This is a genomic window from Blautia luti (assembly GCF_013304735.1).
GTDB lineage: Bacteria > Bacillota > Clostridia > Lachnospirales > Lachnospiraceae > Blautia_A.
This window is the reverse complement of the sequence record NZ_JAAITI010000001.1, coordinates 164,077-177,684: the sequence shown is the minus strand read 5'-3', so window position 1 is coordinate 177,684 and position 13,608 is coordinate 164,077. Positions and strand designations below refer to the sequence as shown.

The following is a 13,608-nucleotide window of genomic DNA, read 5'->3' as shown; positions in this document are numbered from 1 at the left end:
TTTTCTCGGAAAAGCCCTGTCCTGAAAAACAGGGCAGGGTTTTTTCTGTTTTTGTCTATGCAAGAGCTTCACCAAGAACTTCTTTCATGTTGTCCACAAACTGGATATTCAGCCCCTGGATAATCTCTTTATCCATCTCCTCAATATCCGGACGGTTTTTTTCCGGAACAAGGACTTCTTTTATCTTTGCGTATTTGGCTGCAAGCAGCTTCTCTTTCAGTCCGCCAATTGGAAGCACGCGGCCTCTTAAGGTAATTTCACCGGTCATGGCAAGATCTGCCCGCACCGGTTTTTCGATAATTGCGGACATCATGGCAGTTGCCATGGTTATACCTGCAGACGGGCCATCTTTTGGAACGGCACCTTCCGGGATATGTACATGCATATCATGTTTCTGGAAAAATTCCGGATCGATCTTATACTGATCTTCTACGGAACGGATATAACTGATACCGGCCTGAGCAGATTCTTTCATTACATCGCCCAGCTGTCCGGTGAGAAGCAGTTCTCCTTTTCCAGGCATGATGTTGACCTCAATCTGAAGGGTATCACCGCCTACCTGTGTCCAGGCAAGACCACGTGCGATTCCGATCTCATCTTTCTCATTGGCCATCAGATAGTTGTAGCGTTCTTTTCCAAGGAATTTGGAAATATTTCTGGATGTGACCACAACTTTATCCTTGCCCTCTTCCATAAGGGCACGTGCTGTCTTCCGGCAGATACGTCCGATATTCCGCTCCAGGGAACGGACTCCCGCTTCCTTGGTATAGTTGTTGATCAGCTTGCCGAGAGCTGCCGGCTGGATCACCAGTTTTCCTTCCGGAATCCCATTGATCTCCATCTGTTTCGGAATGAGATGTTCCCTTGCGATATGTTCCTTCTCATTCTCCGTATATCCTGGAATTTCCATCAGTTCCATACGGTCAAGAAGAGGCCTTGGAATCCCCTGTACATCATTGGCTGTTGCGATAAACAGTACCTCGGAAAGATCCTGAGGAATCTCTACATAATGATCGTTAAACTTACTGTTCTGCTCCGGATCAAGGACTTCCAGAAGTGCCGCGGAGGTATCTCCCTTATAGTCACTGCTGGTTTTGTCGATCTCGTCAAGAAGCATCAGCGGATTGCTGACTCCGACTTCTTTCAGTGCTACCGTGATCCTTCCAGGCATGGCGCCCACGTAAGTTTTTCTGTGTCCACGGATTTCCGCCTCATCACGAACACCACCAAGACAGATACGGACGTATTTCTTGTTCATGGCTTCCGCCACAGAACGTGCGATGGAAGTTTTTCCGGTTCCGGGAGGCCCCACCAGACAGAGGATCGGGCTCTTTCCCTTATGGGTCAGTTTCCGGACCGCAAGAAATTCCATGATGCGCTCTTTAACCTCTTTCAGTCCGTAGTGGCCTTCTTCCAGCACTTTCCATGCATTCTCAAGATCCTCGGAATCCTCGGATTTCTTATTCCACGGAAGCGCAAGAACGGTTTCCAGATAGCCTCTCTGCACGGTTGCTTCTGCGGCACTGGCTGCCATTCCTTTAAAACGGCTGATCTCCTTGGAGATCTTCTCTTTTACCTCATCGGATGCATCCAACTCTTTCAGCTGTTTCTTAAACTCCTCGATATCATCTGCGGTATTATCCTCACCCAGCTCCTCACGGATGGTTTTGAGCTGTTCACGGAGGATATACTCTCTCTGATTTTTATCAATGTGGGATTTCACCTTGCGCTGGAGATCTTTTGTGATATGAATCACTTCGATCTCACTGCCAAGAAGTGCACCCAGGATCTCATAACGGTCATTCAGAGACACTGCTTCCAGAAGTTTCTGCTTGTTCTGATAGGACATCGGAAGATTCACAGAAATCTGGTCGATGGTCTCCCTAACATCTTCGATCATCATAATCTGTGTTACCAGATCCTTGCTTACTTTTCCGCTTTCTCTGCAATATCTCTGGAAAAGTTCCCGGATGCTGCGAAGCATGGCGTCCTTGACCGGCTCCGGATAATCCTCTTCCTGTGCGGTAACGATCTCACATTCCGCTTTCAGGTAGGGTTCTTCCTGCTCAAGACTCAGGACTTCCGCCCGGTCCAGTCCCTCTACCAGAACCCGGTAAAGATCCTGCGGAAGTTTCACTACCTGCTTAATATAGGCAACGGTACCTACCTGATACAGATCGGTAAGTCCCGGTGTTTCCACCTCAGGATCTTTCTGTGTCAGCAGAAAAACCTTCTGGTCATGAAGCATGGCTGCTTCCACGGCACGGATGGATTTCTCTCTGCTCACATCAAAATGTACGATCATCTCCGGAAGGACCGTAGTCCCCCTGAGAGCGATCATTGGCAATATATTGACCTGATTTGTCATGAATGTCATTCCCTTCATCAAGCTGTTTCCGGCTTGCCTTTCTTTCTCGAACGGGATGTTTTGTGTCCTGCTTTCTTGGCAGGAGTTTTGGCCTCCCCGTGGATGATCTCCGGCTCTCCGGTTCCCTCCACTGCCTCTTTTGTGACGATACATTTGCGGATGGTATCGTCAGAAGGTGTCTTGTACATCAGATCCATCAGGGTATGCTCCATGATGGCACGAAGTCCTCTGGCACCTGTTTTTCTCTCAAGAGATTTCCGGGCAACTGTCTCAAGTGCCTCATCCTGGAACTCAAGCTCCACACCGTCCAGCTCAAAAAGCTTATCATACTGCTTGGTAAGGGAATTCTTAGGCTCTTTTAAGATGCGGATCAGTGCCTCTTCATCCAGAGAATCCAGTGTCACAACAACCGGAACTCGTCCGATAAACTCCGGAATCAGACCAAATTTGATAAAGTCTTCCGGCATAACTTCCTTCAGAACTTCTCCTACATTGCGGTCTTCCTTCTCGGAAACCTCTGCTCCGAAGCCGATGGATTTGGTATCCTGTCTGGCCTCAATGATTTTCTCCAATCCGTCAAAAGCACCACCGCAAATGAACAGAATATTGGTAGTATCAATCTGGAGAAACTCCTGGTGTGGATGTTTTCTTCCGCCCTGTGGAGGCACACTTGCAACGGTTCCTTCCAGAATTTTCAGAAGTGCCTGCTGTACGCCCTCACCGGACACATCTCTGGTAATGGATGTATTCTCGGATTTTCTTGTGATCTTGTCGATCTCATCAATATAAATGATTCCGTACTGTGCACGTTCAATATCATAATCTGCCGCCTGAATAATCTTCAGAAGAATATTCTCAACATCCTCGCCAACATAGCCTGCCTCTGTGAGAGTAGTGGCATCTGCGATGGCAAAAGGAACATTCAGAAGTCTTGCCAGTGTCTGTGCAAGAAGCGTCTTACCGGAACCTGTAGGACCAAGCATCAGGATATTACTCTTCTGCAGCTCAACGTCCAGATTTCTGGAAGCAAGAATTCTCTTGTAATGATTGTAAACAGCCACAGAAAGTGCCTTCTTGGCATCGTCCTGACCAATGACATATTCATCCAGGATACTGTGGATCTCTTCCGGTTTCAGAAGGTTGATCCCTGTTTCGTAATCTGCTTCATGATCATACATATTGAATTCTTCTTCCATGATCTCGGAACAGATACCGATACATTCATCACAAATATATGCCCCATCCGGACCTGCGATCAGTTTTCGTACCTGATCCTGGGTCTTATGGCAAAAGGAGCATCTTACCTTTCCTTCTCTTACTTTATCTGCCATATCTTTTTGTTTCCTTTCTAAACGTAAATGTCCGTCTCTCGCAGACATTTAAAATTCCTTTTTAAAGCAAGATAAGACTCCTGTGTCTTTACAGGAGTCTTTTCTTACGCATTATTTGTGGATGACAACACCATCGATCAGGCCATATGCCTTCGCTTCTTCCGCGGTCATATAATTATCACGGTCAGTATCCTTCTCCACAATCTCAAGAGGCTGTCCGGTATTCGCAGAAAGAATCTCGTTCAGCTTCTTTTTGGTTTTTGCGATCTGGTCAGCTACGATCTGGATCTCTGTAGCCTGCCCCTGTGCACCGCCTGACGGCTGGTGAATCATGATCGTTGAATTCGGCAGTGCGTATCTCTTGCCTTTGGCACCGGAGGACAGGAGAAAAGCTCCCATGCTGGCTGCCATTCCAAGGCAGATAGTAGATACATCGCACTTGATATACTGCATTGTATCGTAGATTGCCATTCCGGCAGTTACAGAACCGCCCGGGCTGTTAATATAAAGCTGAATATCCTTGGAAGGATCTTCCGCTTCCAGGAAGAGAAGCTGTGCAACGATCAGGTTCGCGCTGACATCGTTTACCTCTTCTCCAAGGAAAATGATTCGGTCCTTAAGAAGTCTTGAATAGATATCGTAACTTCTTTCTCCTCTGCTGGTCTGCTCAATGACGTAAGGTACTAAACTCATTTTGCCCTCCATTTCCGAGGTTTATTACGCCTCTACAGCTGCATCGGCAACTAATGTAACAGCTTTCTGAACAGCCATATCTTTCTTCATCTGCTCCATCTCGTTCTCACCGATGAGTTCTTTTAATTTGTCTGCTTCCATCTTGTACATCTCTGCCATCTTGGAGATCTCTTCGTTAACCTCTTCCTCTGTTGGCTGGATGTTCTCTACCTCAGCGATCTTCTCAAGAACAAGTCTTGTCTGGATTCTCTTAAGAGCCTGTGGCTTCATGTCTTCCATCATCTTGTCAACGCTCTGGCCTGTGAACTGGAAGTACTGCTCCATGGAAAGACCCTGGGACTGCATTCTTCTTGCGAAGTCGTCAAGCATCTGACGTGTCTGTGTCTCGATCATTGCCTCCGGAATATCCATCTGGGCATTCTCGATTACTTTATCTACTGCTGCGTCCTCTTTAGCACGGCGAGCATCTTCTGCTTTCTTCTCTGTCAGGTTCTTCTTAACGTCTTCTTTGTACTCAGCAAGTGTATCAAACTCAGATACATCTTTAGCGAAATCATCGTCAAGCTCCGGAAGCTCTTTTGCTTCGATCTTTTTAACGTCGCACTGGAATACAGCTTCTTTACCAGCGAGCTCTTTTGCCTGATACTCTTCTGGGAATGTTACTTTAACTTCTACGTGATCACCTGTGTTGGCACCAACAAGCTGCTCCTCGAATCCCGGGATGAATGTGTTGGAACCAAGTGTCAGCGGATAGTCTGTTCCTTTACCGCCCTCAAATGCCTCTCCGTCTACGAAGCCCTCGAAATCGATAGTTGCTGTGTCGCCGTTCTCAGCTGCACGATCCTCAACTGTGATTGTTCTGGAGTTCTTCTCCTGCTCTTTCTTAAGCTCTGCCTCAACTTCCTCGTCTGTTACTTCTGTCTCAGACTTCGGAACCTCAAGTCCTTTATAGTCGCCAAGAGTTACCTCTGGTTTGGTAGCTACTTCTGCTGTAAAGATAAATGGTTTGCCAGGCTCAACCTGTGTTACATCGATCTTAGGCTGGGAAACGATCTCAAGATCACACTCAGCAAGTGCTTTGCTGTAATGCTCAGGAATCAGAGCGTTAGCAGCATCCTCAAGGAATACACCCTTGCCGTACATCTGCTCGATCATTTTTCTAGGAGCTTTTCCTTTACGGAATCCCGGAATGGAAATTCTGCCTTTCGCTTTCTGATATGCATTCTGCATTGCTTTGTCAAGATCCTCGGCGGAAACCTCGATTGTAAGTTTCGCCATGTTTTTCTCCATTTTTTCCACCTGTAAACTCATGTTTCTTGTTCCTCCTTAATTATATCGAGTAAATACCTTATATAAATAGTTAACACTCGCATTTTATATATTTACAGTCATTTCTGTAGTATAGCATAATCCCTGTAAAAACGCCAGTATTTTTTTCATCATACATCGCTCTTATCAGGCTGTAAATTCCCTGTTTTTAATAAAAAATCTCCGTTGAATATACCACAGACTCTGCGATTTCCTCTGCTTTCGCTCTTCCTTCCAGCTGACGGATCAGAGAAAGGCTGAAATCAATAGCAGTTCCAAGGCCTCTGCTGGTGGTTACATTTCCATCTACCACAACCGGTTCCAGGGATGTTTTTGCGCTTGTAAGCTGCTCCATCACAGATGGATAGGAAGTAGCATTTCTGCCCTTCAGGAAGCCAAGTCTCTCGAATACTCCCGGTGCGGCACAGATAGCAGCCACTTTTCCGCCTTTCTGGTAAAAACCGGTGAGAAGATCTGTCAGCGGTTTGTATTCCTCGAGATATTTTGTTCCAGGCATTCCTCCCGGGATTACCAGCATGTCCGCATCAGAGAAATCACATTCTCCGAATGTACGGTCTGTAAGGAGGTGGATTCCATGGGAAGTTTTAATCTCTTTTGTCTCTTTAATAGACACTGTCTGAATATCAATTCCGGCTCTCCGCATCAGATCTACCACTGTCAGTCCTTCGATATCTTCAAAACCATCTGCGAAAAAAATATATACTTTGCTCATAATGTTTTCCGTCCTTTCTTTTTATATTATTCCGGTACTGTCCGGAGGTTTTTTCACTCCCTTTCATAATGCTTTTTTCTATAAAAAATGTCAAGAAAATTTGCAGAGTAAGTCCGTTGCAAATTATATTTTTTTCATGTAAACTGAGGGCAGTATATTTGCAGGAGGAATCGGTTATGGAAATTGAACGTAAATTTCTTATTGAAAAAGAAAATCTGCCGGAAAACCTGGCTTCTTATCCCTGTCATCGAATCGAGCAGGGTTATCTCTGTACCTCGCCGGTAGTCCGCATCCGCAGACAGGACGATGACTATTTTCTCACTTATAAATCCAAAGGACTGATGGCACGCGAGGAGTACAATCTTCCACTCACAGCAGAGGCCTATGAACACCTGAAGCCCAAGGCAGACGGAATCCTCATCACAAAAGACCGTTATGTAATCCCGGAAAAAGACGGGCTTTTTATTGAACTGGATGTGTTCCACGGAAAATATGAGGGCGTTCTTCTGGCTGAAGTAGAATTTCCCACAGAGGACGCAGCCAACGCCTACACTGCACCGGACTGGTTCGGAGAAGATGTAACCTATTCTACAAAATATCATAACAGCACCATGAGCCAGGGCTGGTAAATCACACTTGTATTTCTTATTTCCAGTGCTATAATTAGTGATGCAGGCAGATATAGTTCATTGGTAGAACATCAGCTTCCCAAGCTGAGGAGGCGGGTTCGATTCCCGTTATCTGCTTTCATTGCCAAAGAGGGCACGCGAGTCAGGCGTGTCTTTTTTTATAAATGATTTTAAGGAGGATTTTATTATGAAGATTGGATTTATCGGATGCGGAAATATGGGTTCTGCCATGATCGGCGGCATTCTCCGCCAGGGAATTTTTTCCAAAGAGGAGATCATCGTTTCCAACCTTACCCCAGAGGGAAAAGCCCGCAGTGAAAAAAATCTCGGCGTTGTGACCACTCTGGATAACAACGAAGTAGTCAGATCCGCAAAAACTGTCGTTCTTGCCGTAAAGCCTCAGTTTTATGAGGAAGTTCTGAGTGAAGTCCACGACAGCCTCACCAAAGATCACACCATCATCGGCATCGCCCCTGGCAAGACCCTTGCATGGCTGGAAGAAAAAGCTGGTCTGCCTCTGAAAGTTGTCCGTTTTATGCCTAACACTCCTGCACAGGTTGGCGAAGGCATGACTGCCGTATGTGCCAACGAAAGAGTTTCTCAGGACGAACTGGCTGAAATCCTTAAGATCACAGACAGCTTCGGCTGTACCGAAGTAATCCCGGAACGTCTGATGGATGCCGCAGGCGCTGTAGGCGGCTGTGCACCGGCTTATGTGTTTATGTTTATCGAAGCTATGGCAGATGCCGCTGTAAGCCAGGGAATGCCCCGTAAACAGGCTTACAAATTCGCTTCCCAGACCGTACTTGGCAGTGCGAAGATGGTTCTGGAAACCGGACGTCATCCAGGTGACCTGAAAGATATGGTCTGCTCACCGGCAGGAACTACTATCGAAGGAGTTCGTACCCTGGAGAAGAATGGTTTCCGCAGTGCTGTGTTTGAGGCGCTTACTGCTGCTGCGGAAAAAGGCAAAAAATTATAATATCTGACACAGTTACAGATAGCAAAAACTCCGTGTCAGTCTGCTCTCATGCAGGCTTCACGGAGTTTTTCATCTCATGTCTGAAGGAGTTACAACAGCTCAATCAACGCATCAATATCTTCCATCTTCGTTCCCCAACTTGTGGCAAAACGGATCACAGTATGATCTTCATCATATTTCTCCCAGAAATCAAACTGAACTTTTTTGCCCAGTTCTTCTTTCTTTTTATTTTCCAGAACTACAAACTGCTGGTTTGTAGGAGAATCCAGATATAACTGATAGCCTTTTTCCTGAAGGGCTTTTTTCAGTTTCATAGCCGTTTCAATGGCATTTTTGCTGATCTTTGTATACAGATCATCGGTAAACAGCGTATCAAACTGAATTCCCAGAAGACGGCCTTTTGCCAGAAGGGCTCCCTGCTGTTTCACCATGGTCATAAAATGTTTCGGAGCTTTTTTCGTAAAGACAACTGCCTCACCGCAGAGTGCTCCTACCTTGGTTCCGCCGATATAAAATACATCGGTGTATCCGGCGATATCTTCCAGTGTCACATCGGTTTCCGGGCTTGCCAGGCCATAGCCAAGTCTTGCTCCGTCCAGAAACAGCGGAAGATTGTATTTATGGCATACTTCTGAAATTTCTTCCAGTTCTTTCTTCGTATAAAGAGTTCCGTACTCTGTGGGATGGGAAATATAAACCATTCCCGGAAATACCATATGATCGTGGCTTTCATCCCCGTAAAAGGTTTCCACATAGTCTGTGATGCTTTCTGCTTTGATCTTCCCGTTTTCTGCCGGAAGTGTCAGTACCTTATGTCCTGTATATTCAATAGCTCCTGCCTCATGACAGCTTACATGTCCGGTCTGTGCCGCAAGAACACCTTCATAACGGTTCAGGACAGAACCTATGATCGTGGCATTGGTCTGGGTTCCTCCCACCAGGAAAAACACCTCTGCATCCGGGCAGCCACAGGCTTTACGGATCTTCTCCTTGGCAGAATCACAGTATTTGTCCGTGCCATAGCCTGAAAGCTTCTCCATATTGGTTTCCAGAAGCTTCTGGAGGATCGCCGGATGAGCTCCCTCGCAATAATCGTTTACAAAAAATAACATTTTATTTTCTCCTCATCTGTATTTCCATTTTATTTGACCGTCTGTCCCGGAATGATCTTACAGGTAGAAAACGATTTGAATTTACAGGAAATCGCTCCCTTCATCTCCTGTTCCAGGAAAAGCATGGCTACATGCGCACGTTCCAGATGCTCCATCCGAAGTGTGGTAAGAAGGATATCTCCGGTAAGATAATCCGGGATCTCATCCACACCCAGAAGAGAAATGTCTTCCGGAACCGAAATCTTCTTCTGCCGTAACGCACGCATCACTCCAATGGATATCTGATAATTTTCCATGATAAAGGCATCCGGCAGTGCATGAGTATCCAGATATTTCAGTGTTGCCTCACATACCTCACTGGTAGTTTCTCCCAGCGAGTAAATAGACTCTTTCTCCAGCGGCAGGCCATTCTTCCGAAGTCCTGCACGGAATCCTGCACGACGTTGCTGAAAATTAAAGATATTCTGGGTATTGGCCAGATATTTGATATTCCGGCAGCCTCTGGAAACCAGATAATCCACACAATCACTGATTCCTTCCACCCCACCGAAGGTAACGCAATGATATTCATTTCCAAGATCATTATCATAAATCACCATTGGCTTTCGGATCGCCCGAAACGGTGGAAACTGATCCGGCTGCATCTCCGTTGCATACAGGATCACACCTGCCACATTTTCCTCATTGGCCTCACGCACTACGCGCTCCACATCTTCTTTTTTTGTGGAAGAAGCATAGGTCACACTGATGATACAGCCCATTCTTCTGGCTTCCTGTTCAAATATCGTCAGACTATCCGGGCATACATCCAATTCAAAATTCTTGACGAATCTGAGAGCATTATCAATAAAAAGTACCTTGATGATATTTTTATTCTCTAATTCCTGCTTGTTTTTTTCTTCTTTTTGTCGTTCTGCTTCTCCTGTAACCTCTTCAATATAATCAAAAATCCTTCGTCGGGTTTTCTCACTGACTCCTGGTTTATTGTTTAAAACCAGGGATACCGTTGCCTTGGAAAGATTAAGATTTCTTGCTATATCTGCTGCCTTTATCTTCATTCTGATCCCTCTTGATTTAAACTTCTCCTTGATTCTAAACACTTTTGGTTTTCCTGTCAACATAAAGCAGGGAGCCGCCTCTCCGGCAGCTCCCCATAAATCACTTAACCTCGCGCACACGCACAGCCATATACTCTCTTCCCGGCAGGTCGATCCGGAACTTGCCTTTAAAGGTTCCTTTTTTCTCGATGGTCATGTTCCATGTATCGATTACTTCTACCTCAAACTCTGTTTCATCATCAATATGATACTCACGGAATGACGGACGCATAAAGCTGTAATAGAAAATATAGTACTTAATATCCTGAAGACTGTTGTCTACAGATGCCCCAACCTCATCCCACTGATTTTCAAGAGGACGAAGACCTGGTGCAGGAGTCTCCTCCATGATCTTCTGAAGGAACTTAAATCTCTCAGGGCTCTCTCCATGAAGCTTGCCTCCATGGGACCACCAGAGAATTCCCTCATCATTCATATAAGTCTCGCCGTGTCCCGGATAAGCTCCTCGACAGAATGCTTCCCAGAAACGTCTTGTCATTTCTTTTCCGCTGATATTTCCCCATCCGTGCTGGATATTTCCCTCGTAAGCAATCTCATCCAGAACTACCGGTTTCTTATAGCGGATACGCCACTCATTTACCATCTCAGAAGATTTGTAAAGATCCTGTCTCTGGATGCTGCAGTGAGTGATCCACGGTCTTGTATAATCATAAAAGCTCTTGCAGTTGTGGATGGAGCGAAGGTGATTGTAAACATCTTTTTCCTGGATGATAGATGCGTAACGCTCCCAGTCCTCTGTTGTCTTTTTCGGGAAAAGATCGTACTCATTGGCAAGGGACCACCATACGTTTCTGTATGCACTGACTCTGGCAATGAGATATTTCCAGTAAAGATCATCGCACTCCGCACTCATCTCGCTGAATCCCCAGCGGTCATATGGATGCATTACAATGATATCTGCCTGGATTCCAAGATCCATCAGTTTTTTCACACAGTCATCAATGTGCTGGAAATGTTTTACGTTGAATCTCTTGTAATCGAAGTTATTGCCTTCTGCACAGCCAACATATTCCTGGAAATTCTCAGATGTCAGTACAGAACTGTCCATCGGAGTTCCTTCATATGGATAGCTGATCGGCTCGTTCAGGTTATAATCATAGTGTTTCGGGAATACACAGAAACGGATCTTGTTGAATGCACTATCTGCCAGTGTCTCCAGTGTCTGTTTCTGAAGTTCCTCGCTCTGAAGTTCCCATACATAGCAGGTTGTTCCGATAGAATAGTATGGTTTTCCATCTTCATATGCCATATGGTAAGTGTAGGATACACGAACCGGGCCGTGGTTTCCCTCTGTTGCCGGTGTTACATGGAATGCACCTGTATACACCTCATCAGAAAAGCTTCCTTTGATTTCAAATGTATAATCGCCTTCAAAAGATGGCATGAAACGTACGCGATAGATTCCGTCTCCATCATAAAAACCGTCTATTGTTTTTGTCTCTTCTTTGCCTTTAAAGGTTCCCTGAATTGCATAATCCGTAAACGGATTGCCCTCGTGTTTACCTGGCATCTCTGCTTCAAAAGTTCCCCACTTTTCCACAGATTCTGTATATTTACAAGTACTCATAATTCGCCCTCTTTCTTTCTGTAATCAAGCCGTCTGCCCGTATCAGGATTTAACTGCTCCGGCCATACCTTCTACAAAATATCTCTGGAAGATCAGGTATACAATCATAACCGGGATAACGGAAACAAGTACACCTGCACACAGATAACCATAATCGGTTCCGTGCTCACCAACGAATGTCATGATACCAACCGGTACTGTCTTCATTGTGTTATCGTTGATGATAACACTGGCCAGAAGGTACTCATTCCAAGTGGAAAGGAAGTCTGTGATAAACAGTGTTGCAATCGCCGGTTTTGCGATCGGAAGGATAATCTTGTAAAAGAGCTGCCATTTGTTACATCCGTCAATACATGCAGCTTCATCAATATCTTTCGGAATTCCTAGCATGAAACCTCGCATGATCAGGATACAGTAGGAAATACCAAATCCGATATAAACATAGAATAATCCGAAATATGTATTCAGAAGATTCAGTTTGCTGTAGATAATGTTGATCGGTACCAGTGCTGTCTGCATTGGAAGCATCATACCAATAAGAAAGAATACAAAAATCCCCACACGATGTTTGATGTTCAGTCGTGTCAGCGCGAAGGATGCCATCGCTCCTACGAAGATACCAAGCGGTACTTTCAGGCAGGAAATGATCAGGTCATTTTTCATATAGTTGAAAAGATTTCCTTTTGTGATGGCATTTGTAAAGTTGTCCCATGCAATCTCTGCAGGAAGCTGGAACAGACTTAGACCGCTCATGAAATCTTTTTTATGTTTCAGTGCTGTTGCAACAAGTGTAAAAATCGGTACAATCCAGATCAGCGCCAGAATGATCAGAAGCACATACAGCAGTACTTTTTTTGTAATTTTTTTACTTTTTCCGTCCATTGTCTGCACCTCCTACTTTTCTTTTGCTGTAAAGGAAATATATGGAATGATTACCACAAGCATCATAACTACCATGACACATGCAACTGCGGTTCCCATACCTACATTATTATACTGGAATGTCTGAGAATACATATAAGTTGCCAGAACCTGTGTGGAGTTGTTCGGACCACCGCCGGTAAGACCCTGTACAATATCGTAAACCTTCATAGCAGCTACAATCAGTGTTGCAAGAACCATAACGAATGTCTCTTTCATAAGAGGTACCGTAACACTGAAAAATTTACGAACCGGGCCTGCACCATCAATGGTAGCTGCCTCGAGAACGTCCGGGGATACTGCCTGAAGACCTGCCAGGAAAAGAATCATCGGCTGGCCGATTCCCTGCCACAGTGCTGCCGCAAAAATTGCATACAGGCTGACCTTCGGATCAGAAATCCATGTCTGTTTGAAATTGATTCCAAGTGCTTTGAAAAACTGATTGATAAATCCGATATTCGGATTATAGATCCATCTCCAGATGATCGCTACCGCGATAGGTGCGATGACACATGGGAAATAAAAGAATGCGCGGAATACGGTACGTCCGCGGAACTGTTTATTAAGAATTACCGCAAAACCAAGGGAAACCGTCATCAGAAGTACAATTGTAAGTACGATCCAGATCAGGTTATTCTTCAATGCGATCATAAATGTTGCATCGTTTGTAAACAGATTGATATAGTTTGCCAGACCTACAAATTCCTTTTCCGCAACACCGTTCCATTTAAACAGACTGATAAACAGTGAGTAAAATACCGGTATTACAATAACGGAAAGATAGATCACTGCTGCCGGTATCAGAAACGCATATGCGCCGAAATCAACTTTGCTTTTTTTCTTCAT

Annotated in this window: 12 protein-coding genes and 1 tRNA gene; 3 read left to right on the top strand and 10 right to left on the bottom strand. The window is 45.0% G+C overall.

Annotation, left to right across the window (positions count from 1 at the left end):
- Positions 1-55 precede the first annotated feature (55 nt).
- From lon to G5B06_RS00750, 5 genes are all read right to left on the bottom strand, one after another.
- On the bottom strand, positions 56-2,368 hold the full coding sequence (gene lon, locus G5B06_RS00770) for an endopeptidase La (RefSeq protein WP_148445160.1): 2,313 nt from the start codon (positions 2,366-2,368) through the stop codon (positions 56-58).
- A 17-nt stretch (positions 2,369-2,385) separates the two neighbouring features.
- Complete coding sequence (gene clpX / locus G5B06_RS00765; protein WP_173761814.1) at positions 2,386-3,699, bottom strand: ATP-dependent Clp protease ATP-binding subunit ClpX; 1,314 nt, start codon at positions 3,697-3,699, stop codon at positions 2,386-2,388.
- 111 nt (positions 3,700-3,810) lie between these two features.
- Positions 3,811-4,392: an ATP-dependent Clp endopeptidase proteolytic subunit ClpP gene (gene clpP, locus G5B06_RS00760; protein WP_015527365.1), complete on the bottom strand. Its 582-nt coding sequence runs from the start codon at positions 4,390-4,392 to the stop codon at positions 3,811-3,813.
- A 24-nt stretch (positions 4,393-4,416) separates the two neighbouring features.
- Complete coding sequence (gene tig / locus G5B06_RS00755) at positions 4,417-5,703, bottom strand: trigger factor (RefSeq protein WP_173761813.1); 1,287 nt, start codon at positions 5,701-5,703, stop codon at positions 4,417-4,419.
- Positions 5,704-5,869: 166 nt separating this feature from the next.
- Positions 5,870-6,436, bottom strand: coding sequence for a DJ-1 family glyoxalase III (locus G5B06_RS00750; RefSeq protein ID WP_173761884.1), 567 nt, complete (start codon positions 6,434-6,436; stop codon positions 5,870-5,872).
- A 173-nt stretch (positions 6,437-6,609) separates the two neighbouring features.
- On the opposite strand from G5B06_RS00750, the gene G5B06_RS00745 reads away from it, so the two are divergent.
- The 3 genes from G5B06_RS00745 (at position 6,610) to proC (ending at position 8,044) form a co-directional block, all read left to right on the top strand.
- Entirely contained in the window at positions 6,610-7,062 is a 453-nt protein-coding gene (locus G5B06_RS00745; RefSeq protein ID WP_148444977.1) for a CYTH domain-containing protein, read from the top strand.
- Between the two features lie 46 nt (positions 7,063-7,108).
- Positions 7,109-7,179, top strand: a tRNA-Gly gene (locus G5B06_RS00740).
- Positions 7,180-7,249: 70 nt separating this feature from the next.
- A complete protein-coding gene (proC, locus tag G5B06_RS00735) occupies positions 7,250-8,044 on the top strand; it encodes a pyrroline-5-carboxylate reductase (protein WP_148444978.1) in 795 nt (264 codons plus the stop codon).
- 89 nt (positions 8,045-8,133) lie between these two features.
- Here the strand turns inward: proC and G5B06_RS00730 are convergent, their stop codons facing one another.
- From G5B06_RS00730 to G5B06_RS00710, 5 genes are all read right to left on the bottom strand, one after another.
- Positions 8,134-9,156 carry a threonine aldolase family protein gene (locus G5B06_RS00730; protein WP_148444979.1) on the bottom strand — a complete coding sequence of 341 codons (1,023 nt, stop codon included), beginning with the start codon at positions 9,154-9,156 and terminating at the stop codon, positions 8,134-8,136.
- A 29-nt stretch (positions 9,157-9,185) separates the two neighbouring features.
- Entirely contained in the window at positions 9,186-10,214 is a 1,029-nt protein-coding gene (locus G5B06_RS00725; RefSeq protein ID WP_173771135.1) for a LacI family DNA-binding transcriptional regulator, read from the bottom strand.
- A 100-nt stretch (positions 10,215-10,314) separates the two neighbouring features.
- On the bottom strand, positions 10,315-11,841 hold the full coding sequence (locus G5B06_RS00720; RefSeq protein WP_173761811.1) for a DUF5605 domain-containing protein: 1,527 nt from the start codon (positions 11,839-11,841) through the stop codon (positions 10,315-10,317).
- Positions 11,842-11,883: 42 nt separating this feature from the next.
- A complete protein-coding gene (locus G5B06_RS00715; protein ID WP_148444982.1) occupies positions 11,884-12,723 on the bottom strand; it encodes a carbohydrate ABC transporter permease in 840 nt (279 codons plus the stop codon).
- Positions 12,724-12,735: 12 nt separating this feature from the next.
- Complete coding sequence (locus tag G5B06_RS00710; protein WP_173761810.1) at positions 12,736-13,608, bottom strand: carbohydrate ABC transporter permease; 873 nt, start codon at positions 13,606-13,608, stop codon at positions 12,736-12,738.

Bases quoted from the DNA above. Each gene is read 5' to 3' on its own strand.
- clpP (WP_015527365.1), bottom strand. From the start codon at position 4,392: ATGAGTTTAGTACCTTACGTCATTGAGCAGACCAGCAGAGGAGAAAGA.
- lon (WP_148445160.1), bottom strand. From the start codon at position 2,368: ATGACAAATCAGGTCAATATATTGCCAATGATCGCTCTCAGGGGGACT.
- G5B06_RS00745 (WP_148444977.1), top strand. From the start codon at position 6,610: ATGGAAATTGAACGTAAATTTCTTATTGAAAAAGAAAATCTGCCGGAA.
- proC (WP_148444978.1), top strand. From the start codon at position 7,250: ATGAAGATTGGATTTATCGGATGCGGAAATATGGGTTCTGCCATGATC.
- G5B06_RS00730 (WP_148444979.1), bottom strand. From the start codon at position 9,156: ATGTTATTTTTTGTAAACGATTATTGCGAGGGAGCTCATCCGGCGATC.
- tig (WP_173761813.1), bottom strand. From the start codon at position 5,703: ATGAGTTTACAGGTGGAAAAAATGGAGAAAAACATGGCGAAACTTACA.
- G5B06_RS00720 (WP_173761811.1), bottom strand. From the start codon at position 11,841: ATGAGTACTTGTAAATATACAGAATCTGTGGAAAAGTGGGGAACTTTT.
- clpX (WP_173761814.1), bottom strand. From the start codon at position 3,699: ATGGCAGATAAAGTAAGAGAAGGAAAGGTAAGATGCTCCTTTTGCCAT.
- G5B06_RS00715 (WP_148444982.1), bottom strand. From the start codon at position 12,723: ATGGACGGAAAAAGTAAAAAAATTACAAAAAAAGTACTGCTGTATGTG.
- G5B06_RS00710 (WP_173761810.1), bottom strand. From the start codon at position 13,608: ATGAAGAAAAAAAGCAAAGTTGATTTCGGCGCATATGCGTTTCTGATA.
- G5B06_RS00725 (WP_173771135.1), bottom strand. From the start codon at position 10,214: ATGAAGATAAAGGCAGCAGATATAGCAAGAAATCTTAATCTTTCCAAG.